Genomic DNA, 26,208 nt, shown 5'->3' with positions numbered 1-26,208 from the left:
CACACACTTATTTCTTCATCAGCACTGATTTTACCATTCATCTTGAATAGATTAAGTGTGGCATCTTATTAGGCAAGCCTTTTATCATACAAAAAGAGGAGAAGAGGGAGAAAATGCCAATTATTTCAGTTATTATAGGGGTATTACTGTTATTAGTATTAATGATGGCGTTCAAATTAAACGCGTTTGTGTCCTTAATTATTGTGGCACTTGCTGTCGGGATTTTGGAAGGAATGTCACCGCTTGAGGCAATTAAGTCGATTGAAAGCGGTTTAGGTGGAACCCTTGGACATCTAACGATGATTATTATCTTTGGGGCCATACTCGGTAAGTTAATGACCGATTCAGGTGGTGCACAGCGGATTGCGACGACATTGATTCATGCATTCGGGGAAAAAAGGGTTCAATTAGCGGCAATTGTTACGGCGGCTGTAGTTGGAATCGCTTTATTCTTTGAAACAGGGGTAGTTGTATTAATTCCATTAGTGTTTACGATTGCTACTGCTGCTAGGGTTCCTGTTTTATATATCGGAATGCCAGTTATTGCCGCGCTTATTACGATGCATGGATTTGTTCCTCCGCATCCAGGACCGACAGCGGTGGCGGATGTATTTGGAGCAAATATCGGGAAGACCTTAATCTGGGGAATCATTATTGCCATTCCAGCTTTCATTCTGGCAGGTCCGGTCTATACAAAATTCTTTAAAAAAGAGTCATTGGAAATTGAAATTCCAAAGGGTTTATTTAATCCGAAAGAATTTAAAGAAGAAGAGATGCCTAAATTTGGAATCAGTATTATTACGGCACTTTTACCAGTTATCTTAATTGCTTTACAAGCCGTTGTAGAAATTTTTGCGCCGAACTCAGCGATTAAGCCAGTTACTGACTTTATCGGTAATGCGGATGTTGCACTTTTACTTTCCGTTCTTTTTGCCATCTTTACATTTGGTCTTAATTTAGGTAAAAAAATGCCGGAGATTATGAAATCGCTTAGCGATGCCGTTAGCGGAATTGCGATGATATTGTTAATCATTGCTGCAGGCGGTGCGTTCAAACAAGTACTCATTGACAGTCATATTGATAAATATATTTCCGACATCATGGCAGGATCGACTCTTTCCCCATTATTGTTAACATGGCTGATTGCAGCCATCCTAAGGGTGTCAGTAGGTTCTGCAACTGTTGCAGGTATGACAGCAGCGGGAATTGCCGCGCCTCTTGTTGCCGCAACAGGTACAAGCCCTGAACTAATGGTGTTAGCCGCTGGTGCTGGAAGTGTCACCTTCTCGCATGTGAATGACGCAGGCTTCTGGATTTATAAAGAATACTTTAACCTATCCATTGGGAAGACGATCAAAACCTGGTCGGTCATGGTCACAATTATTTCTTTAGTCGGACTAGCTGGTGTGCTAATCCTAGATATGTTCTTATAAAGATTTCAAATGGGGCAGATTTCACCGCTTGCTGGTGGAACTGCCCTTTTTTCATTGTTTTGAGAGTATGGTATAGCAGCACCTAAATTAAAAAAAGCTAAGCTCTTCCTTAAATTCAGACCATATTATGAAAGAAGCCATACAGTCCTTTAATAAAGCAGGTGGAACATGAACTTCCAAATCAGAAACAATATGTACCGATTTGTGCCATACCCTTTTTACGGCATCCATCCATATGGATATCCGCCTTTGGGTTTTGGATACGCTCCTTACTATCAACCTTATTTTCATCAGATGGATCATTACTTGATCCATGTGATGGATCACACGCCGAGTCAGAAGCCGACACCGACACCCCCCTATTTTGCCGTGCCCCTGGGAGGACCGGCCCTGTAACAAATGGAGAAATCCAAAACTTATGAAGGTAAAACCCGGCCTATCTTTTTAGAAGAGCGGGTTGATTGAATAAGAATAAACTAAAAAAGAAGGCTCAGCCTTCTTTTTTTTAATATAATTGATAAGTTTCAACCCGCAGCTGTCCAGGGAGCTTTCGCTTTTCTTACGACTTAGATTGACATTAATCGTGCCCTGCTACTATAATATTTATTATATTCTGTCTCTTTATAAACAGAGGAGAAATCACATCATATGAATATCGAACTTGTAGAAGAATTATGTACATTGCATACGAGTCTCTTAGTGGAAGACGTTCAAAGAATAAAAGAGATTGTCGTGAACCTGCCATTAATTGCAGACTTAAATAGGGCAAATGTATTCGTTGATTGTCCGACAAAAGAGGGGAAACATGCAATTGTTGTGGCAGAAGCTGCACCCACTACGGTAGAATCGGTTTATAAAAAATCGGTTGTCGGAAAGTTTGTCTATGAGGCGTTCGAACCAGCTGTTTTCTTTTCATTAAGAACAGGTAAGCCCATGTTTCTTAATCGAGCATTAACTCAAGAAGGGAAGACAGTTGACCAAAGTGTGGTCCCTATTCATGGCGCGGGTAACCTTGTGATCGGTACATTAATCATGGAAAAGGATATCAGTGACCAATTGCAGCATCAGCAAAAAATGGAAGCGTTGTCAGAAACAACGAAAGCCTTAAGTGAAATTGTCATTGGTTTTACTGAGAATAGACCAATTATTCCTGAGGTGATCGAAGATTCCTTATTTTTTATTGATCGGGATAGTAAAATTCTCTATTACAATCCTGCAGCTAGAAATCTTCTTCAGGAAATCGGTGAGGAAGAAAGTAAGATAGGGAAGTTGCTAGTTCTCTTTTTTCCAAGCATTGAAGACATTCTTGAGGACCCTGAAGACCTAATTGTGGAAGAAGTAGTGATGTTAAATAAAGTTTTTCAGGTGAAGAAAATCAGGTTAGGATCGCTGGATCAATCAATTGGAACCTTTGTGTTTTTTAAGAATATTACAGAGCTTCGGGAAAAGGAAAGAGAACTGATTGTCAAATCCGTTGCAATTCGCGAAATCCATCACCGCGTGAAAAATAATTTGCAAACGATTGCAAGTCTCTTGAGACTGCAAATGCGCAGAGGGTTACCGGAGGAAAGCAAGGTCCACTTTGTGGAAAGTCTCAACCGGATTACTAGTATTGCGTCCGTCTACGAGATTATCCTTTCCAACTCCAGTGTTGACGATGTTGATATTTATAGTTTAATAGAGAAAATTGGCAGTACACTCGTCTTTGAAGCAGAGCATGAAAATAAAAAGATCAGCATTGCTTATTCAGGTCCAAAGCATCTTCACATTAAAACGAATAAGGCGGTTTCGGCGGCATTGGTGATTAATGAATTGATCCAAAATTGTGTCAAGCATGCCTTTAATCAAAGGAATACGGGTAAGATTAACGTTGTGTTTGAGCAAAAAGACAATGAAATCGAGATCCAGGTAATTGACAATGGCGAGGGGTATGCTCCAGATGCGAAGCCTTCATTAGGTTTAGATATCGTATCGATGATGATCGAGCACGATTTATCCGGTCATTTTTCGATTAACCGAGCAGAAACAGGGACCATCGCCACCGTTAGATTCCCAATCGATAGTGAGGTGGTTCTGGCATGAAGAAACGAATCATGGTTGTCGAGGATGAATCCCTTGTCCGGTTAGATGTAGCGATGATGCTGGAAGATGCCGGTTATGAGGTCGTCGCCCAAATTGGGGATGGAGAAAAGGCAATTGAACAGGCATTTTCACTGCAGCCTGATTTAATCATTATGGATATTAAAATGCCAAAAATGAATGGTCTAAAGGCAAGTGAAATCATTTCAAAACGAATGAATACGCCTATTTTGCTTTTGACGGCATACAGCCAGCGTGAATATGTGGATAAAGCGAAACAAGCAAATATAATGGGCTATCTGGTGAAACCAATCAATGAAGCCAATTTAATTCCTGCTGTTGAAATTGCCTTAAGGCAGGCTGAGAATGCCCGGGAATACCGAGAGCAAGTCGAAAACATGAACAAACAGCTTATGGAAAGAAAAATCGTTGAAAAGGCTAAAGGAATCTTGATGCAGAAATTCAATCTGCCTGAAGATGCCGCCTTCAAAAAAATGAGAAAAATTAGCATGAACAAACAGGTTACAATGGAAAATGTAGCAAAGCAAATTATTCTGAAGTATAACGCTTAACCTTTACAAGTAAATAGACCGAGCAAAGGTGCTCTGTGGTTTTATAAAAAAACCGCACGGCACCTTTTTGTCTTTTTATGGTGAAAGGCGGCGCGGCAAGAGACGCTTACATTTTCTGTTTGAAATAAATTTTTAGTATGTATTAAGGGGGCGAACAAAATGGAAATGGTAGGAAAGATTGTGATTTATATCATCATGGCCTGTGCTGTGATGGGGGCCTTTGCAGCAATTCGCAACAGCGATGAAGGACTTGGAAAACAATTTATGGAAGGTTTGCATGCTGTCGGACATATTTTCGTGCCTGCAGCAGGGATTATGGCTTCCATCCCGTATCTTTCTTGGTTTATTGACAAAGTATGCGGACCATTTTTTGCGGCGATTGGTGCCGACCCGGCGATTGCGGCAACGGCAATTTTAGCAACAGACATGGGTGGCTATCAATTAGCAGAAGTGTTAAAACAAACGCAAGAGGGCTGGATTATGGCGATGATCGTCGGCTTTATGGCGGGTGCAACGATCGTATTCTCCATTCCAATGGGTCTTGCCATGCTTGATAAGCGTGATCATAAATATATGGCACTTGGCGTGATGTCGGGGGTATTAACGATTCCGATTGGCGCGCTTATTTCCAGTACGATCATCACACTGTCAAACTCTAAATTTCGTGATTTCATCTCGACTTCAGGAGAAGCAAAATACCAATTTGCTTTAGGCTATGGAAAAATCCTTTTAAACCTGAGCCCGCTCCTTCTTTTCGTTGTTGTCATTGCCGTCGGCTTATATTTTCTTCCAGACTTCATGATCAAAGCCTTTATGTGGTTCGGGCGAATTATGGATGCTGCAATCAAACTTGTCCTTGTATTCTCCATCGTCGAAATTTTCACGGGGCTATTCACCAATGTGTTTGGAGCTTGGGGCTTTCACCCCATCATGGCTGATAAAGCGGACCAATTCCGCGCATTGGAAACAGCCGGTTATATCGGAATTATGTTAGCAGGTGCATTCCCAATGGTGTATTTACTCCAAAAATATGCCGGAGGCCCGCTTGAAGCAATGGGACGAAAAGTGGGGTTAAGTAAAGAAGGAAGTGCGGGAATTGTTGCTACGATTGCCAACATTCTTGCCATGTTTAAGCTGGTCAAAACCATGCCCCCTAAAGATAAGGTAATCAACATTTCCTTTGCGGTTTGTTCTGCTTTTCTATTAGGCGATCATCTATCCTTTACAGCAAATTTCCAGCCAACATTAATTTTTCCGATTATTGTTGGAAAAATCTCTGCGGGAATCATCGGGATTGGTTTAGCCTATTGGTTATCCGTCCCGAAGGCGTTGGAACTTGAGAAGAAGGATCGCGAGGCAGGAATTATTGGTAAGGATGAGTACCTGTCAAACCAAGGAAATGAAAAAAAAGTAGGTTGAAAAAAACCCGACTGACCCGTCTGATCAAGTAGGGAAACAGCAACATCTAATGGGGAGGAAACCATGTTTACATGTACGGTGAAAAATGAAACGTTCCAGTTCCATTCAATTAAAGAGATTTTAGCAAAGGCAAGTGAAGAGAAGTCAGGGGATACGATGGCAGGAATTGCAGCCCAGTCCTATTTAGAGCGGATGGCAGCAAAAGTGGTCCTAAGTGAGCTGACGTTGAAAGAGATTTATGAGAATCCAGTTATTCCGTATGAGCAAGATGAAGTGACGAGGATTATTTATGATGATCTTAATCAATTTATTTATAAAGAAATAGCCAACTGGTCGATCGGTGAATTGAGAGATTATATCCTATCACACAAAACGAATACACTCGATATATTCCGTTTAAGCAAAGGGCTGACAAGTGAGATGATTTCGGGAGTTGCCAAACTTATGTCGAGTATCGACTTAGTCATGGCAGCGCAAAAGATTAGACCGACTGCCACTTGTAATACAACAATTGGGGAAAAGGGCCGTTTAGCATTCCGCTGCCAGCCTAACCATCCAATTGATAACCCAGAAGGTATTTTGGCTTCGATGAAAGAGGGGCTGTCATACGGTTCCGGCGATGCGGTGATTGGGGTGAATCCAAACAATGATAGTGTGGAGTCCGTGTCTAGAATTTTACAAATGACCCATGATTTTATCCAAAAGTGGGAAATTCCCACACAAAACTGTGTGCTGGCACATATTACCACACAGATGCAGGCCTTGAGAAAAGGGGCGCCGATTGCCCTTATGTTCCAAAGTCTTGCAGGAACACAGGCTGCCAATAATGATTTTGGTGTTTCAAAACAAATATTAGACGAAGCGTTTGAGCTAATGGCCAAATATGGAACTTCTACAGGGCCCAATCAACTTTACTTTGAAACAGGTCAAGGATCAGAAGTATCACTTGATGCACACCTTGGTGTGGATATGCAAACGCTTGAAGCGAGAACGTATGGTTATGCGCGCCACTGGAAGCCGTTTATGGTAAATAATGTTTCCGGATTCATTGGACCTGAAACCATTTATGATGGTAAACAGGTCATTCGTGCAGACCTCGAGGATCTCTTTATGGGTAAACTGCACGGAATTCCAATGGGGATTGCTCCTACCTATACGAACCATATGCAAGCGGACCAAAACGATCAAGAAATTGCCGGTATGCTGACGGCCCTTGCTGGTGCAAATTTTTACATGGGCGTACCAGGCGGAGATGATGTGATGCTTAGCTATCAAGATACAAGTTATCATGATGATGCCAGTTTAAGAGAGATGCTGGGTCTTCGTCCATTGCGCGAATTCGAAACCTGGTTAGAGAAAATGGGCATTATGGAAAATGGACGTTTAACGGAACGGGCAGGAGATTTATCCATTTTTAAATAAGAGAGGGGGGTCAGCAAATTGGATATACAAGCTATAGTCAAACAAGTAATGGAGGAACTGGAAAAGACGCAGCAAACGAACCCCGTTAACTCAACTGTGAGTAAAGAAAAAGTGGGAGAGATTACCCGGGATCTAGTTTTTGAAAAAAAGAATGTTGTAGGAGTAGACAACCCGATCGACCGTGAAACGATTGAAAAGGTTCAATCCATTACACCAGCAAGAATCGGCATCGGACGCACGGGGACACGGATGAAGACAAGGGAGTACCTTGATTTCCGGATCGACCATGCCGCTGCACAGGATGCTGTTTTCAGAGGAGTCTCGGAGGAATTTTTAGCAGAATTGAAGATTCCTGTCCTTAGTTCTATATCGAAATCAATGGATGAATATTTAATGAATTTAGATAGTGGCCGAAAGCTTGATGAGGCATCCAGGAAATGGGCCGAAGCCAATATTCCTAAAAACAACCAAGTCCAAATCATTGTGTCAGATGGGTTGAGTTCCACTGGAATTGAAGCGAATGTTCCGGACTTACTTCCAGCGCTGATTCAGGGCTTAACAGTTAAAAATATTTCTACCGGAGATCCTGTTTTTATAAAAAGAAGCCGTGTATGGATCCAAGATGAGTTGGCTTCCATCGTTAATTGTGATGTTGTCATTTCCCTTATCGGGGAGCGTCCGGGTCTTGCTACATCAAAGAGTATTAGTGCCTATCTTATATATCGTCCAAATGAAGATACCGTTGAAGCAGACAGGACCGTCATTTCTAACATTCATGATGGCGGTATTCCACCGGTTGAAGCAGGAGCCTATCTTGCTGACCTAATCGCGGATGTTTTAAAACATAAAGCCAGTGGGGTAAAGTTTGCCCAATTAAAGTAGATTGTAGATTTGAAAGTTGTCAGGTGATAACTATGTGGAAGTTTAAGGTGATCACCTAAGGAGGTGCAGTTATGAGTGAAGAGAAAAAACGATTTATTCAGGAATTCGTGCCGGGAAAGCAAGTGACATTAAGTCATCTAATCGCCAATCCTAATCCTGATATGTTTGAAAAATTAGGCATTCAGGAAGCAGGTGCGATGGGGATATTAACGTTGACACCAAGTGAAACGGTGATCATTGCTGGTGATTTAGCTACAAAAGCAGCCGATGTGCAAATAGGTTTCTTAGACCGTTTTACAGGAAGTCTTGTCATTATCGGCAGTGTTTCTTCTGTCCAAATGGCGATGGAAGAAATTAACCGATTCTTATCTGAAGTATTACAGTACTCTCCATCAAACATTACAAAATCGTAATGGAGGCAGCGGATTATGATGAAAAAAAATAGGGCGATGCTGATTGGTTCAATTGGTGCAGGGAAATCAACGTTAACCAATGCCCTTCTTGAAAGAAAGGTGGAAGCGGTGAAGACGCAAGCCCTCACGTTTCATGACTGGATTGTCGATACACCGGGCGAATACACGGAAAATCCTTTTTTCTATAAAAATATTATGGCGACATCACTTGAAGTGACGCATGTCCTATATTTGCAGGATGGCACGAAGCAAAGGACGATTTTTCCACCTGGCTTTAGTACCGGTATCAATAAGCTGCCGATTGGGGTTGTCACGAAATGCGACTCCGAACAAGCCGATATTCACTCAGCTATTCACTTATTGAAAAAGGTGATTCCAAAAGGACCGATTGTTCTTACCTCTTCTATTACAGGGCAAGGATTACAGGAAATTCGAAATCTAGTAAAATGTAATTCTATGCAAGAGATGAAAGCGTATGTGGAGTCGATTTCAGATGAGACCGCTATTTTTGTTTGAATCCAGCGACAGGTTTTTAAACTGAAACCCTTTACAAAATTGAATAATTAGACTATATTTTTAGTATACAAATGAATTTATCAGGCAAAGGCGCCTTGTATGATCTGTCATGAAAATGATGGCTCATATGAGGTGCCTTTTTTATTTTTGGCAGCTTTACTTGGCTGTTGATTTCCGCTTCAGGATGCTCGCTTTCCGCGGGGCGGGCGGTGAGCCTCCTCGGCGCTAAAGCGCCTGTGGGGTTTCACCTGTCCCGCTGCTCCCGCAGGAGTCTCGCACCTTACGCTCCAATCAACAGGGGTGTAAAATCATTCACACCTTTAACATAGCATAATTTTTTAATCGAATTGAGGTGGTCGTCATTAAGCGTTACGAACCTCAACATGAGGAAATTCTTAGTGCAGGTATTGATATTGGTACGAGTACGACAAAGCTTGTTATCAGTAAATTCTCATTGATGAATATGGCGGGCGGGATGCATCTGCCACGAATCGAGATTGTCAATAAGGAAGTATTATATCGAAGCCCCATCTTCCGTACCCCTTTATTATCCACTACGGCCATTGATATGGAAGCCGTGGAAGCCATTGTAAAGGGTGAATACGCCAAGGCTGGTATTGAGCCCAGTGATATTCAAACGGGGGCTGTCATCATAACAGGTGAAACGGCAACGAAACAAAATGCTGAAGAAATGGTCCATTCGTTATCCAATCATGCCGGTGAATTTCTGGTGGCAACAGCGGGGCCGGATTTAGAGGGAATCATCGCGGCAAAAGGATCGGGTGCCTATGAATATTCGAAGAAAACGGGAAAGACAATAGCCAATATTGATATCGGCGGCGGGACTGCCAATGTAGCTGTGTATAAATCAGGGAGACTTTGCGGGACTTGTACATTACATATTGGCGGCAGGTTGGTCGAGTTTTCCGGGAATCAAATTCGACATATTTCACCACCAATCAAAAAATTGTTTCTTCAGTGGAATGCTTTAGCTGTCATGGAAGGAAGCAGCCGTGAGCAGTCCGTGTTCCAAAAGTTAACGGACTTTATGGCTGCAGTGATTGCAAGAATGCTGAGGAGGGAACTCGTGGAAGCAGACCGGCTATTGCTTTTAGGCCACGAGCCGAATTGGCAGGAGGACATCGACGCCATCATGTTTTCTGGCGGTATCAGTGAATGTCTCTACAAATATGAGAACGTACCCACTGCTGGAGCAGATTATGACGACCTCGGGGAAATGCTGGCTGATTCCCTTAGAAAAAATCAAGCTTTATCCTCATGGACATGGGTAAAGCCGGTTGAGACGGTTCGTGCAACTGTTCTTGGAGCGGGGACACAGACGACCGAAATAAGCGGGGCGACGATTCATGTCGAAAGTAATGAACTGCCGTTAAGAAATCTTCCGGTCTACCAAATTCGATTTGGATATGATTTGAATGAAGGGTTAAAGAGAATCCCAGAAGCGGTCCATCACGCAATCGAAATGTATGATCCTCAGCTTGAAGGGCAAAATTTTGCTTTGTATATGACAGAGATTCCTTATTTAGGATTTCGCCAGATTCAGGAAATGGCCGCTTGTATTCTCGAATCGGTTCAAGCAAAACCCAATCCAGAACAGCCGCTCGTGATTGTTTTAGAAAGCGATCATGCGAAGTCTCTAGGGCAAACATTGAAGGTCCGGCATCCTGCTCAAAATGTCATTTGCATTGATCAAATACGGGTTGAACACGGTGATTATATGGATATTGGACATTTGCTTCAAACAAGTGTGGTCCCGGTGGTGATTAAGACATTGACGTTTCATCAATGAAGAAAGGAAGATTTTTCAATGAAGCTGCATACAAATTATATCGGAACGACTTTTCAATTCACTTCTTTGAAAGAATTATTTGCGAAAGCGAATGAAGAAAAATCCGGGGACCGCTTGGCGGGAATAGCGGCTGAAACCGTTCAAGAACGAATTGCTGCGAAAGAAGTGCTGAGTCAGCTGACACTTTCAGATATTCGCGAAAACCCGCTGCTTTCACCGGAGGAGGATGAGGTTTCCCGTATTATTGAAAGCCAGCTAAACAGACCCGTCTACGAATCTATTAAAAATTGGTCTGTTGCTGAGCTTCGTGAGTATATCCTTAGCGATACGACGACAGGGGAAGATTTAAAGAGGATTAGCCGGGGATTAAATAGTGAAATGATTGCTGCGGCGGCAAAGATCATGTCCAATCTCGATCTTGTCCATGCGGCCAACAAGATTGAAATTTTAACAAAATGCAATATCACAATCGGTTATAAAGGGACTCTCTCTTCAAGGCTTCAGCCAAACCATCCGACAGATAATGTAGAAGGAATGATTGCATCACTTAAGGAAGGCTTGTCCTATGGGATCGGGGATGCCGTGATTGGCATTAATCCAGTTGATGATTCGGTTGAAAGTGTGAAACGCCTGCTCCATGCAACCCATAATTTTATTACAGAATGGGACATTCCGACACAAAACTGTGTCCTTGCCCATGTGACGGCACAAATGAAGGCGATAGAACAAGGCGCGCCTGCGGACATGATATTCCAAAGTATCGCGGGCACGGAGGCGGCGAACCGCTCCTTTGGAATATCCGCATCTTTACTTGAGGAAGCAAATGACATGGCGAGAACCTTAGGAACGGGAACAGGTCCGCAGCGCCTATACTTTGAAACGGGTCAAGGGTCGGAGCTGTCAGCAGAAGCGCATTTCGGAATGGATCAAATGACACTTGAATCAAGAAATTACGGGTTTGCCCGCTATTATGATCCCTATATTGTCAATACCGTCGTGGGCTTTATCGGTCCTGAGTATTTGTATAACAATAAGCAAGTCATTCGTGCCGGTCTAGAGGATCATTTTATGGGGAAAATGCATGGTATCCCAATGGGCGTAGATATCTGTTACACAAACCATATTAAAGCGGACCAAAATGATATTGAAGACCTTAGTGTCCTGCTCACAGCTGCCGGCGTGAATTTTGTCATTGCTGCCCCAATGGGGGATGACTGCATGTTAAATTATCAATCGCTGAGCTACCATGATGTCGCCACACTCAGACAAACGATGAACAAACAGCCATCGCCTCTATTCGCTGAATGGCTTGAAAAAATGGGGATTTTTGAAAATGGAAGGCTGAGTAAGATTGCGGGGGATCCGACCATTTTTTCTAAGGGGGGAGTGAACTAAATTGAATCCTGAACTAATAGAAAAGGTCACTAAAATGATTGTGGAAAAATTACAAACGCAAACGATTTCAGAAAGTCAAAAGCCATCAGGAATGATATCCCCATCTGCGAAAGTGAAATTCTGGGACCATACGGAAAACAGCGAAGCTAAACGTAACTTTGTCCGGGCCTCGGATGACTCTAGGGAAAAAGTGGAAGAGCAGCAGGAACAAGGACGTATCGAATTTAAGAAGTACGCTGATTCCCGGTCACCTGAACAGCTGGATTCCCCTGTTAGGAGGGAAGAACCGACTTCTCAAGTATCAGGGATTCCTCATCCCTTTAATCCCGAGGAACTGAAAGAACTCATGAGTAAAACACCGGCTCGAATTGGCGTGGGACGAGCGGGGTTACGGCCCAAAACAGATACATGGCTAAAATTCCGTTTTGATCATGCTGCTGCTGTGGACGCTGTTTATGGCGATGTAAATGAGGAACTGTTAAAACGGCTCGATCTTTTCAAGGTTAGCACAAAGGTCAGTGATAAAGAGGTTTACATTCGTCGTCCTGATTTAGGGCGGAAGCTTTCAGATGAGGCCAAGCAGAGCATCAGCAAGAGATGCCGAAAAGCGCCAACTGTTCAAATTATTATTTCCGATGGACTCAGCTCGAGTGCGGTGGAAGAAAATGTTGAGGATGTCTACTTATCATTGCAGCAATCATTAGGAAGTTTGGGGCTTGATACTGGTACCCCATTTTATATTGAAAAGGGCCGGGTTGCCGTGATGGATGATGTAGGTGAATTGCTTCAGCCGAAGGTCGTTATTCTGTTAATTGGTGAGCGTCCGGGCCTTGTAAGTGCAGAATCCATGAGTGCTTATTTATGCTTCAAGCCGAGGATCGGAACAATTGAGGCCGACCGAATGGTTATTTCGAATATCCACAAAGGCGGGATTCCCCCTGTAGAGGCGGGAGCCTATCTCGGAACGGTTATTCAGAAAATTTTAAAATATGAGGCAAGCGGAGTGTCGCTTGTTCAAAAAGAAAACTAGGGGGGAAGCAGTTTGGCTTTAGAACGTATTCATGCTGATATAGTAGCAGTTCGAGTGATTCCAAATGTTGACCCTGATTTGGCGAAGCAATTTCATCTTGAACCGCATCATCGCAGCTTGGCGATTTTTACATCGACAGTTGATGATGTTGGCTATACGGCTCTTGATGAAGCGACGAAAAGAGCAGATGTTGAAGTGGTTTATGCCCGCTCCTTTTACGCTGGTTCCGGCCATGCATCCGGACCCTTGTCAGGAGAGATGATTGGCATCATCGCCGGAGCGTCCCCAGATGAAGTGAAAAGCGGCATGGAAGCGGTACTCCAAACAGCGAAGTATGATGCCTTTTTTGAAGCACTTAATGCTGATAAAACACATGCCATTTACGCGCATGTTGTTTCGAGAACTGGTTCCTATCTTTCGAAAGAAGCTGGTATTACCGCGGGTGAGCCTTTAGCCTATTTAATTGCACCTCCACTAGAAGCGGTGTATGGCCTGGATGCTGCAATGAAGGCAGCTGATGTCAAACTGGTTAAGTTTTTTGGACCGCCGTCTGAAACCAACTTTGGCGGCGGATTACTGACAGGCACTCAATCGGCTTGCCAGGCGGCAGCAGACGCTTTCAGAGAGGCGATTTTGGATATCGCTGAAAATCCGATTAGGTATTAAGAAAAGCGCAAGCGCCCTGGTCAGCGGCGTATGGCCTGGAGCACTCCAACTGAGATAAAGGAAACACGGTGAGTGGAGCGAGCCGATGTTGACTTATCGTAGGGCGGAGAGCGAAGGACACTAGCCGCTAGGGCGCTGGAGCTGGACATTTCTCAAGGTCAAAATTTATACTTTCTTATTTCTTAAACAAAGGGAGTGTGTGATAGTGCAATTTGATCAGGATCTCCAATCGATACAAGAAATGCGGGATGCCGTTAAGCGTGCAAAAGAGGCGCAGCAAAAATACCTGTCCTATTCACAGGAACAAGTAGATGCAATTGTGAAGCGCGTGGCGGAAGCCGCATATGCCAAATCCCTTGAACTCGCGCAAATGGCGGTTGAAGAAACGGGCATGGGTATCGTGGAGCATAAACAGCTTAAAAATGAAGTGGGTTCCAAGGCTGTCTATGAATCGATTAAAGATGAAAAGACAGTTGGGATCATCCGTGAAGACCACGTTCACAAAATGACGGAGGTCGCGTATCCTTACGGTGTGGTTGCAGGAATTATTCCAACAACCAACCCAACGTCAACCGCCATTTTTAAAGCAATGATTTCATTAAAGACAAGAAATGCGATTGTCGTCAGCCCCCATCCGCGTGCCGTTAATTGTACGGTTGAAGCGTTGAAAATTTGTCAGGAAGCCGCCGTAAAAGCGGGTGCGCCAGATGGGCTGATTGGCTGGATTTCCAAGCCGTCCATGGCGGCAACAAATGAATTAATGAAGCATCGTGATATCAATGTCATTTTAGCAACAGGAGGCGGTGCCTTAGTCCGGGCCGCTTACAGCTCGGGGAAACCTGCCTATGGGGTCGGACCGGGCAATGTCCCTTGTTATATTGAAAAAAGTGCGAATGTTTCCAAGGCAGTATCGATGATTGTCGATAGTAAATCATTTGATAATGGAACCATTTGTGCAACGGAGCAATCCTTAGTGGTCGACCGGAATATCGTGCAAATGGTGATTCGTGAATTGAAGAATTATGGCGGCTACATTTTGAATGCGGAAGAAAAGGCATTAGTAGAAAAAGTTATTACGCTCACACCTGGACATTTAAATCCAGCAATAGTTGGACAATCGGCGATAAAGATTGCTGAAATGGCGGGAGTCAATGTACCGGCTGATACAAGGGTTTTAATTGCCGAAGAGACACGAGTGGGAAAAGATGTGCCGTTTTCAATTGAAAAATTGTCGCCCATCTTTGCCCTTTATACCGCGGATCACTATGAAGAAGCAAAAGAATGGTGCTTAAGGCTTTTGAATCTTGGCGGAAGGGGGCACAGCTTATCGCTTCATACGAATGATGATGCTGTTGCAAAAGAATTCGCCCTTGAAATGCCTGTCTCAAGATTAATGGTTAATACCCTTTCATCTATCGGTGCAGTGGGGGCGACCACAGGTTTAATGCCTTCGTTAACACTTGGCTGCGGTTCATTTGGCGGGAATATTACCTCAGATAATGTGACTGCACGCCATTTGATTAACATTAAGCGAATGGCTTACGGAATAAAGGAAGTTTCTATCCCAAAACCAGCTGCTTTAGCTAAGAAAGAAGCCGCAGGTAAACAGGATGTTGAACAAATCGTCGATCAGGTTCTGAAGCAAGTATCCCCTAATGGTGAGGTCGACGCAAAGATGATTGCAGAAATGGTCAATCAAGTTATTCAAAACTATCAAATGAATTAATTAGGAGGAATGGAACATGGCAAGAGAATTAACCGCACTAGGAATGATTGAAACAAAAGGATTAGTCGCATCTGTAGAAGCAGCAGACGCAATGGTAAAGGCTGCAAATGTTCATTTAATTGGTAAGGTGCATGTCGGCGGGGGAATCGTTACGGTTCTTGTTCGCGGAGATGTTGGTGCTGTAAAAGCTGCGACTGAAGCAGGAGCTGCTGCTGCTGAACGTGTGGGTGAACTTAAGAGTGTTCACGTCATTCCACGCCCGCACAATGAATTAGAAAGCATTTTACCAAAATTAGAAATCGAACTTTAATATAGTAGATTACTAGGTTAGGAGCATGAAACATGGATCAGCATTCCATTCAATCGATTGTGGAGGAAGTTGTAACCCGGTTAATGGGAGCTTCCGCAAGTAATGTACCCATGGCTGTTTCTGCCCGGCACTGTCATTTAAGTAAAAGCGACCTAGAAGCCCTTTTCGGTGAGGGCTATGAATTAACGAAAAAAGCGGATTTATCCCAGCCGGGTCAATTCGCTGCAAACGAATCTATTACCATTGTCGGACCAAGAGGGAGCATTGAAAACGTGCGCATTCTTGGTCCTGCGCGTACGATGACCCAAGTAGAAGTCAGTCAAACCGATTCGGTCAAGCTTGGTGTAAAACCTCCTTTGCGGGAATCAGGTGATATTAGCGGATCGGCGCCGATCACGCTTGTCGGACCTAAGGGCAGCCTCTACAAAAAAGAAGGCCTTATCATTGCACAGGCCCATATTCACATGTCTCCGGATGATGCTCATATGTTTGGTGTAGAGAATGGAGAGTATGTCAAAGTGGAAGTTGAAGGCGCCCGGCCAGTCACACTTGGGAAAGTCTTGATTCGTGTTTCCCCTAGGTACAAGCTTGAAATGCATGTCGATACAGATGAAGCCAATGCCGGCTTTATTACTGGAAAATCATTCGGTCGTCTTGTTAAATATGAGGGATGTCAATTTGGTATGAATATAAATGTTTTCAACCGGCAAAATGAGCCGATTCCCATTGCTGCAGCGAAGGCTCCAATGATTTTTAAGAAAAAGCTGTTAACGCAAAGAGATGTAAAAGATTGTACAAAAGATGAAATAGTAGTCGAGCGATCTACTATTATTACCCCTTTAGCACGTGATACGGCACGGGAAATGGGGAAAAGCATCAAGGTAAATGACGCAAAAGGGGCGAAACGATAAATGCAATTGGGGACAGTAATTGGTAATGTCTGGGCTACAAAGAAAGAGGATGAACTAAGGGGGTTGAAGTTTTTATTTGTTCAACCTGAGTTACCAAATCGAATCCCTTCAGGAGATCCGTTTATTGCCGTGGATCGAATTGGTGCCGGTTTTGGCGATCAAGTCCTCGTTACTCGAGGTAGTGCAGCTGCTAATATGTCCGGTGGAACAAATTTACCGATTGATGCCCTTATCATTGGGATTATTGATTCCGTCGATGTTGAAATGAAATGAGGTGAGGAATGATGGGTAGAGCATTAGGAATGATCGAAACAAGAGGACTCATTGGTTCCATCGAAGCGGCTGATGCCATGTTGAAAGCGGCTGATGTCACATTAGTGAGGCAGGAAAAAGTAGATGCCGCACTTGTTACCGTTTTGGTGCAAGGGGATGTCAGTGCCGTCCAAGCGGCTGTTGAAGTTGGCAAAATGGCAGCAGCAAGAGTCGGGGAGCTAGTTTCCGCTCATGTCATCCCCCATCCAGATGAATCCATCAAGGATGTTTTATTAAAGAAGGATCAAGTAACAGAGCCTGCTAATAAAAAGGATATTCCTTCTGAAAATAAGAGAGCCGCTAAGAAGAAAGCCGAACCGTCTCAAGCAGGGAAAACTGAAAAACAACCTGATGAAGAAAAATAGTCAACACGCTGCCTATAAAGGTTCGATGAATGGAACGGAGGAGGAAATATGGCTTTTACTCGCAGAAAGATCGCTGTCATCGGGGCAGGGTTTACCGGTGCAACCGCTGCGCTGATGCTGGCACAAAAAGAACTGGGAGATGTCGTATTAGTTGACATTCCTTCACAAGCAAACCCAACTAGAGGGAAGGCACTGGATATGCTGGAGGCAAGTCCTGTTCAAGGCTTTAATGCCAACATAACCGGCACTTCCAATTATGAGGATATTCTGGACGCTGACTTAGTCTTAATCACTGCTGGCCTGCCAAGAAAGCCAGGCATGAGCCGGGACGACTTAGTGGCAACCAATGCCAAGATTATCAAAGAAGTTTCAGAGAATGTGAAAACATATGCCCCAAACAGTTACATTATTGTTTTAAGTAATCCGGTTGATGCGATGACATATGTATGTTATAAAACAACCGGTTTTCCGAAACACCGCGTCATCGGCCAATCTGGTGTGTTGGATACAGCGCGTTTTAATACCTTTGTTGCCCAGGAACTAAATGTATCGGTAGAAGACATCTCTGGGTTTGTCCTTGGCGGCCACGGAGATGATATGGTCCCATTAGTGCGCTATTCCTATGCAGGCGGAATTCCGCTTGAAAGAATCCTTTCACCGGAAAGGATCGAAGCCATTGTGGAAAGAACACGAAAAGGGGGCGGAGAAATCGTAAACCTGCTTGGCCAAGGCAGCGCCTACTATGCTCCGGCAGCCTCTATGGTCCAAATGGCAGAAGCCATTTTAAAAGATAAGAAACGGATCTTGCCATCTATCGCCTATCTTGAGGGAGAATACGGTTATAGCGATATTTACTTAGGTGTACCCACCATTTTAGGCGGAAACGGCATCGAAAGCATCATCGAAATCCCCTTGACGGATGAAGAAAAGGCCGCACTAGATCAATCTGCACAATCAGTACAAAATGTAATGTCCGTCCTGTTATCAGCTAAAGCTTAAACAATGTAGGATCAGAAATATGATTAATGAATTTCAAACATAGAAGTAGAGGGTTTCTACATCGATGTTTGGGAGAATTTTTAGCCTCAGCCTCTATGTGGTATTGGTCTACATAGTGGTTGAGGGAAATTTCAAGTTTAATCATCGAAGTAGCCCTCACCTACGTCGTTCTTTTGGCCGATTGCGACTTACTATGTGTATAGTTTTCTGGATCCTGATTCATAAAACAATAGATTTCATCAAAAAAGGAATCAACTTCCTTTATCGGATGTATTTTGCTTAGGAAATTTACCGAAAATGAATCCAATAGCCTTATTGGATGCATTTCGTTCAGGACTTTTATCAAAAATGAATCCAATAGCCCTTATTGGATGCATTTCGTTCAGGACTTTTATCAAAAATGAATCCAATAGCCCTTATTGGATGCATTTTGTTCAGGACTTTTATCAAAAATGAATCCAATAGCCCTTATTGGATGCATTTCGTTCAGGACTTTTATCAAAAATGAATCCAATCCCCCTTATTGGATGCATTTCGTTCAGGACTTTTATCAAAAATGAATCCAATCCCAATTATGGTTGCATACTTTCGCACTTTTCTCCAAATTCGTCAAGTTGCCATCAAATGGGCACTACTATATATTTAAGCTTTTCCACAATTTATCCACAAATCCCCGGCAGCGGTCATAATCTTTCGATTGCAGGGCGACCTCAATCTTCAGTGTGGCAGCCAATCGACTCTGAACATAAAGCATGTCCCGAAAAGCGTCCACTGCGCCGCAAAAGTGAGGGTAAAAGCTGTCACCTGTACCTACAACACCGGTGACAATATGCTTGACATCCGCGGTTTCGAAAGCGCGGTACAGCGCGAGCATTTCAACTGGAATCTCCCCATCTCCCCATGTGTACGTTCCGATAATGACTGCATCAAATGCGGGTAAATCCTGCAAGGGGAATTGATCAATCCGAAACAGATGAGCCACAATTTTTTTTTCGAAAAATAACTCCATTAAGGCATAAACTAATTCTTCCGTATTCCCCGTCTTTGAGGTATAGATGATGGCAACCTTCATAGTTCGTCGAAACCATTCGATTGCGACACCTTCGCATAGGTCCGCGACTTTTGTTCAAAGAAGTCGGATTTCGTGCCGTTCATCATTTCATCACTGAACACATGGATCCATGGCATCGGATTGCTGCGGTCCTCATATAGATTTGCTAAGCCCAACTGGCGAAAGCGTTTATTGGCCAGGTATTCCGTGTAGCCATCGTACTCGTCCAAATCAATTCCTGTAATATCTCTAAGGATGTAGCCGGCCCATTCCTTTTCCAACTGGACGGCTTGTTCAATCGTTTGATAAACAAACTCTATATTTCCCTGATGATTCAATTCGGGATGTTCGGTTAACAGAATCCGAATAAACTGGGCGATAAAATAAGCGTGCTGCATTTCATCGCGTTGGATATAGCTGATCATCGTGCTCGTTTTGAGCATTTTTTGCTGGCGGGCCAGGTGATAGAAGAATGCAAATCCTGCATAAAAATAAATTCCCTCAAGATTGATCGAGTTCACAGCTAATTGAAATAAATGCTGCGGCGTCGGATTCTCACGAAAGCATTCATAGGCATCTAAAATCAGCTGGTTCCGTTTTTGGACGATGGGGTCGCTTTTTGCCTGATTGAACCGGGCATTCTGCTCGCTTAACGGGACAAGTGAACTCAAAATATATGAATAAGATTCAGTATGAACCGCTTCCTGCTGGGCGATGACGGCAAAGATTGACTTGAAACTGGAATCGGTCACATAGTCCATTACCTGCGTCATTGTCGGTGTCTGCAGGCTATCGAGCGAGGCCAGCTGGGTATTGATCCGCAAGAAAACATCCTTCTCACCGTCGCTGAGCATGTCCCACTGTTTAATATCATCCTGCATATTAATTTCCTGCGCCTTCCAGAAATTCCCCAATAAGGTCTGATACAAATCGTACATCTGCGGGTAGGCGATATCATTCCAGTTCAACAGGCCGGAAGACTGGCCGTTAATGATCCCGGTAGATTTATTAGGAAACTCTGGGTTTAATAGTTTTATTTTTGCCAATGGGGCATGAATATCCATTTTAAAAAACCTCCTGCTCTATTAAATGGCAAATCCCGTGCTAGCTTTGGCACGCTTCACATTCGGCTATTTCTGCCTGAGATGTACTTCTGACGTAGTACGTCGTTTTTAGTCCGTGCTTCCATGCTTCCATATGGAGGTTCAACAAATCCTTCGCCTTAATATCATGTCGGACGTATAGGTTAAAGCTAATCCCTTGATCAATATGGCGCTGGCGGGCTGCGTTTTGCTTAATACTCCAAACCTGATCCAATTCATGTCGTGCCCGGCGGTAATAGGGATAGGTATGATGCGTTAAATCCGGCGCTGTGACCTTAAATTTGAAATTTTTCTTTTCCTCCGCATATTCGACGGAATAGATCGGATCAATCCCATCCGTTGAGCCGCCAATTTTCGCTGTTGACGAGTTGGGCGCAACCGCCATTAACCAGCCGTTACGGATACCATGTTCCACGATCTCCGCCGCTAGATCCAGCCATCGATCAGAGCGGTAATTTTTACGCTTGAAATAATTGCCCGTTTGCCACTCAGATCCTTGAAACTCACGATACGCTCCTTTTTCGTTGGCCAATTCTTTAGAGGTACGAATGGTATAGTAAGCAATGTCCTCGTAAAGTTGGTCGGCTAAATCCACCGCTGCTGCTGATTCCCAGTGAATGCTTTTAAGTGCCAGCAGATGATGCCAGCCAAACGTTCCCAGTCCAATCGCGCGAAACTTTTGATTGGTGACCTGAGCCTGTCCAACAGAAATGGTATTTAAATCGATCACATTATCTAACATTCTGACTTGAATCCGGATTAATCGCTCCAGCACCCCAGCCGGCACCGCTTTTGCAAGATTAATAGAGGATAAGTTACAAACCACGAAATCACCAGGTTTGCGAATGATGATGATGTTTTCGTCCTCATCCAGATATTCATTGACAATCGTGGTCGCCGACATATTTTGCGCAATTTCCGTGCATAAGTTGCTGCAATAAATCGAGGTACGCCCCGCTCCAGCCAGATGCTTATTCGGATTTTGCCTGTTCACCTCGTCACGATAGAACATGTAAGGGGTGCCTGTTTCCAACTGTGACACCATGATCCGCGCCATGATATCCATTGCCCGGTACGTTTTCCTTGGCAGCAGCGGATGGTGGACGGCTTCTTGATATTTTTTTGAAAAATAAGGCTGATCAATTTCATCATAAAAATCCTCGAGTCCAAGTGGATTTCCGTTTGCATCCTTCCAGCCCATAATTTGCTTTACTTGATGGGGGCAAAACGTATGCCACTCCCCGATGCTTCTGCCATTCTCATCGGTTTCTTGCAACTTTTTCATAAACAAATCGGGAATGGTCACACCAGTAAAAATATCATGGGCTTTTCGACGTTCGTCGCCATTGTTGGTTTTCAAATCGAGAAAGCCGTTCATGATATCTTTATGGAACACATCTAAGTAGACGGCAATCGCCCCTTGACGCTGTCCTAATTGGTCAACGCTGACGGCTGTATCATTGACCAGCTTAATCCACGGCACAATTCCCGAAGAGTTGCCCTTGAATTTTTTAATATCGGAGCCGAGGGCACGGACTTTTCCATAATAAAGTCCAATCCCGCCGCCATCTTTACTTAGCCGTGCGATGTCCCAATTATTTAAATAAATACCGTCAAGTGAATCGTCGACAGTATCGATAAAGCAAGAGGAAAGCTGGCCGAAGCTCTTTCCGGCATTCGCGAGTGTCGGTGTGGCAACGGTCATGTAAAGATGACTTAGTGCCCAATAAGCCTCTTTAACAAGGGTGAGGCGATTTGCAGCAGGGCTCTCATTCTGCATAAGCGTCATGGCTATAATCATGAATCGCTCTTGCGGCAGTTCATAGACATTTCGCTCATGATCTTGCGCGAGATAGCGGTCCGCTAGTAAAAATAATCCGATATATGTAAATAGAGTATCTCGCTCGGGCTCGATTTCCTTTGCTAGTTCTTCGATTTCGTCTTTCGTAAAGGAAGTAAGTAGATTGCTAGAGTAAATCCCGATTTCGGTTAATTCTTTTATAAGGAGGTAAAAATCTCCGTACTTTATGGAGAGGTCATAGCCGCGGTTTATAGATGCCTTTTGATACAGTTCATTCAGATACAGCCTTGCTGCAACAAAAGTCCAATCAGGCTGATCCATCGCAATTTGGTTAACGGCATAGAGGAGCGCTTGCCGGCCAGCCTCAGCCACGTATAATTCTTTTATCTGTTTTTCAAGTATTGCAGTATCCAGCTGGTATGTTTCCGAAGCTTGTTTGATTGTCTCTAATACCAATTGAATTTCATCGTTAGCTTTCGTGATCATGGTCATATCCCCTTTAATAAAAAAATCCGCTCAAGGTAATTGAGCGGATGAAACGGTTCACTACAAAAAGGAAGTACGAATTCCTGCCTTTCGCTGCTACCGTTCATCTCCTCAATCCCCGAAGAAGTGAAACTACTTAAGAAAGACAGGTCTCCTGACTTATGCTTCATCCTACTTTGAACCCTTCCCATATCAGCGTCTATCTTCATAAACTTTCTGATACAGTGGTTTGCTCATTTCGTCAGCACTTACAGTTGCGGGGGCAGTTCCGGATTCACCGGATTCCCTATTAAGCCGTTATTCGGCATCTAACTTAAGATAAATACAATATATAGTTATATTTTTAAGAAATAAAACAATATGTAGATAAGAAACTAAAGTTAATCATAGTATAAATGGTTTCCAATTTCAAGTGTTTTAAAAGAATTGAAGAGAGGACAGATTATTTGATTTAGCGAAAAGATACAACAGCTTACGCAGAAATTGATCCTATAAGAACCGCTAGTAAAGAGGGATATTTCTGGTATTAGAGGAAAGTTATTTAAAAATACAGTCAAAAAATGATGACATTTGTCGTACTACTATAGGGGTAGTTTAAATATCTTTTATGGGGGAATAGTTCTTTGTATATAAAGAGAAAAGAAAGATTAGCAGAACTGCGTAAGAAAAAGATAAAAGCGCGTAATCAAAAGCTGGCAGCAGCAGCCATTGTTGGAACTATTGCAGCACTTGTATTTATGAATACCAATGTTGCAGCATGCAGCACGGTATACACTGTAAAAAAGAAGGATACTCTTTACAGCCTATCTAAAAAGTATCAAGTCACTGAAAAGCAGCTAATGAGGGCTAATGGGTTAACGTCCGATAAAATCTATATTGGACAACAACTTTTGGTACCTGATTATATAAAAAAAGGGTATTCAAAAGGGCCCGGCAGTCAATATACTGTCCAAAAAGGGGATACCATTTACTCCCTTGCTAAAAAATTCTCTGTCAGTATGGATGAATTAAAAAAGGTCAATCATCTGCAAACAGAGAAAATTTATGTTGGTCAAACAATAACTCTTCCTTTTGAAATTCAAGCAAATAACATCAATCCAGTTTATGAAGTGGTTCCCGGGGACACTTTATGGGGAATTGCTAAACGCTTTGGAGTAAAGGCAGACGAACTGAAAAAAGCAAATAAGCTCCGCCATGACATGGTTCTAATTGGACAACAGCTGACGATTCCAGGCAAAGCTACCTATACAAAAGCAATAGTCGTAGGAGCCGCTGATAATTTCACTGTTGAATTTAAGCATAAGGATGAATCATTCGTCTTAACGGTTCCTTACGGTTCAGGTCCAGATTATGAAAAAATAGCGGGGCAAAAGGTAACAATTATCCATAAAAATAAAGCCGTCGTTTCGGTATTAAAATCTAAATAAGACGTTTCAGCAAATAACAAAGAAAAACCGTTAATAGGCGCTTTCCTGTAGTAGGGATTAGCGCTTATTTCCATTTTAGGGGCCATATCAACTAGTCCTTGTCTCATTATTTAAAGTATTTTAAAAGTAAGGAACGAGTCGATTGGTTAGAATAAAAAATGAAAGGGGTATGATGATGGATTTTACAATTAACTGGAAAGGGAAAATGGCATTTGGGGGAATCACTCCTTCCGGACATGAATTTATATTGGATGCGGATCCACAAGTCGGCGGAGAGAACGGTGGTCCAAGACCTACGGAACTACTTTTGCAGGCCGTTACGGGCTGCACAGGAATGGATATTATTTCGATTTTGCATAAAATGCGTATTGAGCCCACTTCTTTCCAAATGGACGTTACAGGCGAACGAGCGGAGGAACATCCGAAGCGGTTCACTGCGATTACCATTCATTATGCGTTTGATGGAGACTTGCCGGAAGACAAGGTCATCCGGGCGATTCAACTATCAAAAGACACATATTGTTCCGTTTCCCATTCCTTAAATGCGGAAATAAGCGTAAGCTACTCCATCAATGGCGTGAAAGGTGAAAAAAGCATATAACTTTAGGATGTATGACTGAAAAGATTTATACACAAAACGAATGTGAACTAAAAAAGCCGAGTTCCTGTACACGTAAGGAATCGGCTTTTGATTATCTCTTTCAAAAATTTACATATTTCTAATAAATTTATATAATAGATAGATAGAATAAATTAACAGCCCTTTTCCTTGCATGCTGTGTCTTAGTTTGGAGGAAAATCCAGTCAAGGAGTTACTCTATGAATTTAGAAGTGGAAGTCATTTTATATCAAGTCGTCGCTGTACTCTTGCCAATCTCCGTATATCATATTTTTTTTAATGAAAAAGACAGCGAGCGAAGGAAGCCTCATTCGAAACTTTCCTTCATTTTGATCCTCATCCTAGTTCTTGCCATGTCATTCCCGGAGAAGTTTTCTGAGGGGTATGTGTATGATTTTAGAATAGTGCCTTTTATCATTGCCTTTGTTTATGGAGGAACCGGGCCAGGCTTACTAACTGCGGCAGTTCTGTTAGGGTACCGCTATTTCATTGGCGGAGAAGGCTTTTATGTCGTTTTAATCAATTATCTACTCACATGTGCGGTATTTATTTGGATGCGGAATCGATATGAATTTTTCAAAAAGAAACATAAACTGATGTTTATTAGTTTGGTGTTTTGGGTTAACACATTGATTGTGATGTTGACCCTTTTTAGTAAAAATCAAATAGAGCAAATTCCTTTTATGTTTATGTTTTATTTTATTACCTGGGTTTGCTTATTAATGGTTGTCTTTATTATGGAAAATGTCAATCAGCAGCAACAAATGCGGGAAAAATTACAAAGGGATGAAAGGTTAAATGTGATTAGTCAGCTGGCTGCTTCTGTTGCCCATGAAGTAAGAAATCCATTAACATCCGTTCGCGGCTTTTTACAGTTAATTCGGGATGATGAAGATTTAAAAAGTGCGCAGAAACATTATATTGATATTGCGCTTACGGAGCTCAAACATGCACAATCGATTATTAATGATTACCTATCCCTAGCGAAACCAAATACGGAGGGCTTGACGACTGTTAATATTTCGGAGGAGGTTAGAAAGACGGTCGCACTGATGACCTCTTTTTCCAATATCCAGAATATTTCCATTCAAATGCAAATACAGGCTTCTCTGTATATAAAAGGAAATAAAAGCGAAATAAAGCAGGTGCTGGTCAATATCATGAAAAATGGCATTGAAGCCATGGAGACAGGCGGCATGCTGCATGTTCTTACGTATGAGAAGGATGGGGAAATTATCATCCAAATCATTGACAGCGGCAAAGGAATGACGAATAGCCAGCTGGCGAAACTGGGAACACCTTTTTATACGACGAAGGAAAAAGGAACCGGTATCGGCCTAACTATCTCGTTTCAATATATTCAAGCCATGAAAGGAACAATTACAGTAGAAAGCCAGCTGGGGAAGGGGACTACGTTCACCATTCGCTTCCCTTGCCTGTAAATCAAAACAAGACCTTAAC

The 26,208-nt window shown here is 42.9% G+C and carries 24 protein-coding genes, 1 pseudogene and 1 riboswitch; of the genes and pseudogenes, 21 read left to right on the top strand and 4 right to left on the bottom strand.

The window, feature by feature from the left end; all coding sequences use genetic code 11:
• Positions 1–113: 113 nt before the first annotated feature.
• Positions 114–1,433: a gluconate:H+ symporter gene (locus FAY30_RS21605; RefSeq protein ID WP_149871804.1), complete on the top strand. Its 1,320-nt coding sequence runs from the start codon at positions 114–116 to the stop codon at positions 1,431–1,433.
• 181 nt (positions 1,434–1,614) lie between these two features.
• On the opposite strand, the gene FAY30_RS27310 is transcribed toward FAY30_RS21605, so the two are convergent.
• On the bottom strand, positions 1,615–1,782 hold the full coding sequence (locus tag FAY30_RS27310; RefSeq protein WP_190284723.1) for a hypothetical protein: 168 nt from the start codon (positions 1,780–1,782) through the stop codon (positions 1,615–1,617).
• A 299-nt stretch (positions 1,783–2,081) separates the two neighbouring features.
• Between FAY30_RS27310 and FAY30_RS21600 the strand changes: the two genes are divergently transcribed.
• The 17 genes and pseudogenes from FAY30_RS21600 (at position 2,082) to mdh (ending at position 18,260) form a co-directional block, all read left to right on the top strand.
• On the top strand, positions 2,082–3,515 hold the full coding sequence (locus tag FAY30_RS21600; protein ID WP_149871803.1) for a sensor histidine kinase: 1,434 nt from the start codon (positions 2,082–2,084) through the stop codon (positions 3,513–3,515).
• Complete coding sequence (locus FAY30_RS21595) at positions 3,512–4,084, top strand: ANTAR domain-containing response regulator (protein WP_149871802.1); 573 nt, start codon at positions 3,512–3,514, stop codon at positions 4,082–4,084. The genes FAY30_RS21600 and FAY30_RS21595 overlap by 4 nt, the downstream gene beginning before the upstream one ends.
• 159 nt (positions 4,085–4,243) lie before the next feature.
• Positions 4,244–5,503, top strand: coding sequence for an ethanolamine utilization protein EutH (gene eutH, locus FAY30_RS21590; protein WP_149871801.1), 1,260 nt, complete (start codon positions 4,244–4,246; stop codon positions 5,501–5,503).
• Between the two features lie 63 nt (positions 5,504–5,566).
• Positions 5,567–6,925: an ethanolamine ammonia-lyase subunit EutB gene (locus tag FAY30_RS21585; protein WP_149871800.1), complete on the top strand. Its 1,359-nt coding sequence runs from the start codon at positions 5,567–5,569 to the stop codon at positions 6,923–6,925.
• 18 nt (positions 6,926–6,943) lie between these two features.
• Positions 6,944–7,807 (top strand): ethanolamine ammonia-lyase subunit EutC, encoded by an 864-nt coding sequence (eutC, locus tag FAY30_RS21580; RefSeq protein ID WP_149871799.1) that lies wholly within the window; start codon positions 6,944–6,946, stop codon positions 7,805–7,807.
• A 71-nt stretch (positions 7,808–7,878) separates the two neighbouring features.
• The gene (gene eutS / locus FAY30_RS21575) at positions 7,879–8,220 is read left to right on the top strand and encodes an ethanolamine utilization microcompartment protein EutS (protein ID WP_149871798.1); all 342 of its coding nucleotides are present in this window, start codon (positions 7,879–7,881) and stop codon (positions 8,218–8,220) included.
• 15 nt (positions 8,221–8,235) lie between these two features.
• Complete coding sequence (locus FAY30_RS21570) at positions 8,236–8,736, top strand: EutP/PduV family microcompartment system protein (RefSeq protein ID WP_149871797.1); 501 nt, start codon at positions 8,236–8,238, stop codon at positions 8,734–8,736.
• 361 nt (positions 8,737–9,097) lie between these two features.
• Entirely contained in the window at positions 9,098–10,546 is a 1,449-nt protein-coding gene (locus tag FAY30_RS21565) for an ethanolamine ammonia-lyase reactivating factor EutA (RefSeq protein ID WP_149872811.1), read from the top strand.
• An 18-nt stretch (positions 10,547–10,564) separates the two neighbouring features.
• A complete protein-coding gene (locus FAY30_RS21560; RefSeq protein ID WP_149871796.1) occupies positions 10,565–11,941 on the top strand; it encodes an ethanolamine ammonia-lyase subunit EutB in 1,377 nt (458 codons plus the stop codon).
• A 1-nt stretch (position 11,942) separates the two neighbouring features.
• Positions 11,943–12,971 carry an ethanolamine ammonia-lyase subunit EutC gene (gene eutC, locus FAY30_RS21555; RefSeq protein WP_149871795.1) on the top strand — a complete coding sequence of 343 codons (1,029 nt, stop codon included), beginning with the start codon at positions 11,943–11,945 and terminating at the stop codon, positions 12,969–12,971.
• 12 nt (positions 12,972–12,983) lie between these two features.
• Positions 12,984–13,637 carry an ethanolamine utilization microcompartment protein EutL gene (gene eutL, locus FAY30_RS21550; RefSeq protein WP_149871794.1) on the top strand — a complete coding sequence of 218 codons (654 nt, stop codon included), beginning with the start codon at positions 12,984–12,986 and terminating at the stop codon, positions 13,635–13,637.
• Between the two features lie 205 nt (positions 13,638–13,842).
• Positions 13,843–15,363, top strand: coding sequence for an acetaldehyde dehydrogenase (acetylating) (locus tag FAY30_RS21545; protein ID WP_149871793.1), 1,521 nt, complete (start codon positions 13,843–13,845; stop codon positions 15,361–15,363).
• 16 nt (positions 15,364–15,379) lie between these two features.
• Positions 15,380–15,673, top strand: a complete 294-nt coding sequence (locus FAY30_RS21540) for a BMC domain-containing protein (RefSeq protein WP_149871792.1) — start codon at positions 15,380–15,382, stop codon at positions 15,671–15,673.
• Positions 15,674–15,705: 32 nt separating this feature from the next.
• Positions 15,706–16,341: pseudogene (locus FAY30_RS21535) on the top strand (phosphate propanoyltransferase); the annotation flags it as partial.
• Between the two features lie 243 nt (positions 16,342–16,584).
• On the top strand, positions 16,585–16,857 hold the full coding sequence (locus tag FAY30_RS21530; RefSeq protein WP_149871790.1) for a EutN/CcmL family microcompartment protein: 273 nt from the start codon (positions 16,585–16,587) through the stop codon (positions 16,855–16,857).
• A gap of 11 nt (positions 16,858–16,868) precedes the next feature.
• A complete protein-coding gene (locus FAY30_RS21525) occupies positions 16,869–17,261 on the top strand; it encodes a BMC domain-containing protein (RefSeq protein WP_149871789.1) in 393 nt (130 codons plus the stop codon).
• A 48-nt stretch (positions 17,262–17,309) separates the two neighbouring features.
• Complete coding sequence (gene mdh, locus FAY30_RS21520; protein WP_149871788.1) at positions 17,310–18,260, top strand: malate dehydrogenase; 951 nt, start codon at positions 17,310–17,312, stop codon at positions 18,258–18,260.
• Positions 18,261–18,894: 634 nt separating this feature from the next.
• Here the strand turns inward: mdh and FAY30_RS21515 are convergent.
• From FAY30_RS21515 to FAY30_RS21505, 3 genes are read right to left on the bottom strand one after another with little or no spacing between them, the layout of a single operon-like run.
• Complete coding sequence (locus FAY30_RS21515; RefSeq protein ID WP_149871787.1) at positions 18,895–19,332, bottom strand: flavodoxin domain-containing protein; 438 nt, start codon at positions 19,330–19,332, stop codon at positions 18,895–18,897.
• On the bottom strand, positions 19,329–20,375 hold the full coding sequence (locus FAY30_RS21510) for a ribonucleotide-diphosphate reductase subunit beta (RefSeq protein ID WP_149871786.1): 1,047 nt from the start codon (positions 20,373–20,375) through the stop codon (positions 19,329–19,331). The genes FAY30_RS21515 and FAY30_RS21510 overlap by 4 nt, the downstream gene beginning before the upstream one ends.
• A gap of 40 nt (positions 20,376–20,415) precedes the next feature.
• The gene (locus FAY30_RS21505) at positions 20,416–22,701 is read right to left on the bottom strand and encodes a ribonucleoside-diphosphate reductase subunit alpha (RefSeq protein WP_149871785.1); all 2,286 of its coding nucleotides are present in this window, start codon (positions 22,699–22,701) and stop codon (positions 20,416–20,418) included.
• 126 nt (positions 22,702–22,827) lie between these two features.
• Positions 22,828–23,028, bottom strand: a riboswitch (cobalamin riboswitch).
• A 296-nt stretch (positions 23,029–23,324) separates the two neighbouring features.
• Here FAY30_RS21505 and FAY30_RS21500 point away from each other — a divergent pair.
• From FAY30_RS21500 to FAY30_RS21490, 3 genes are all read left to right on the top strand, one after another.
• Positions 23,325–24,128, top strand: a complete 804-nt coding sequence (locus FAY30_RS21500; protein ID WP_149871784.1) for a LysM peptidoglycan-binding domain-containing protein — start codon at positions 23,325–23,327, stop codon at positions 24,126–24,128.
• A 175-nt stretch (positions 24,129–24,303) separates the two neighbouring features.
• Positions 24,304–24,729: an OsmC family protein gene (locus tag FAY30_RS21495; protein ID WP_149871783.1), complete on the top strand. Its 426-nt coding sequence runs from the start codon at positions 24,304–24,306 to the stop codon at positions 24,727–24,729.
• Positions 24,730–24,947: 218 nt separating this feature from the next.
• Entirely contained in the window at positions 24,948–26,189 is a 1,242-nt protein-coding gene (locus FAY30_RS21490; protein WP_149871782.1) for an ATP-binding protein, read from the top strand.
• Positions 26,190–26,208: the final 19 nt, after the last annotated feature.

The sequence above is a fragment of the Bacillus sp. S3 genome, from assembly GCF_005154805.1.
GTDB lineage: Bacteria > Bacillota > Bacilli > Bacillales > Cytobacillaceae > Neobacillus.
Note: the sequence above shows the minus strand (reverse complement) of the source record. Positions and strands in the feature narration are given on the sequence as shown.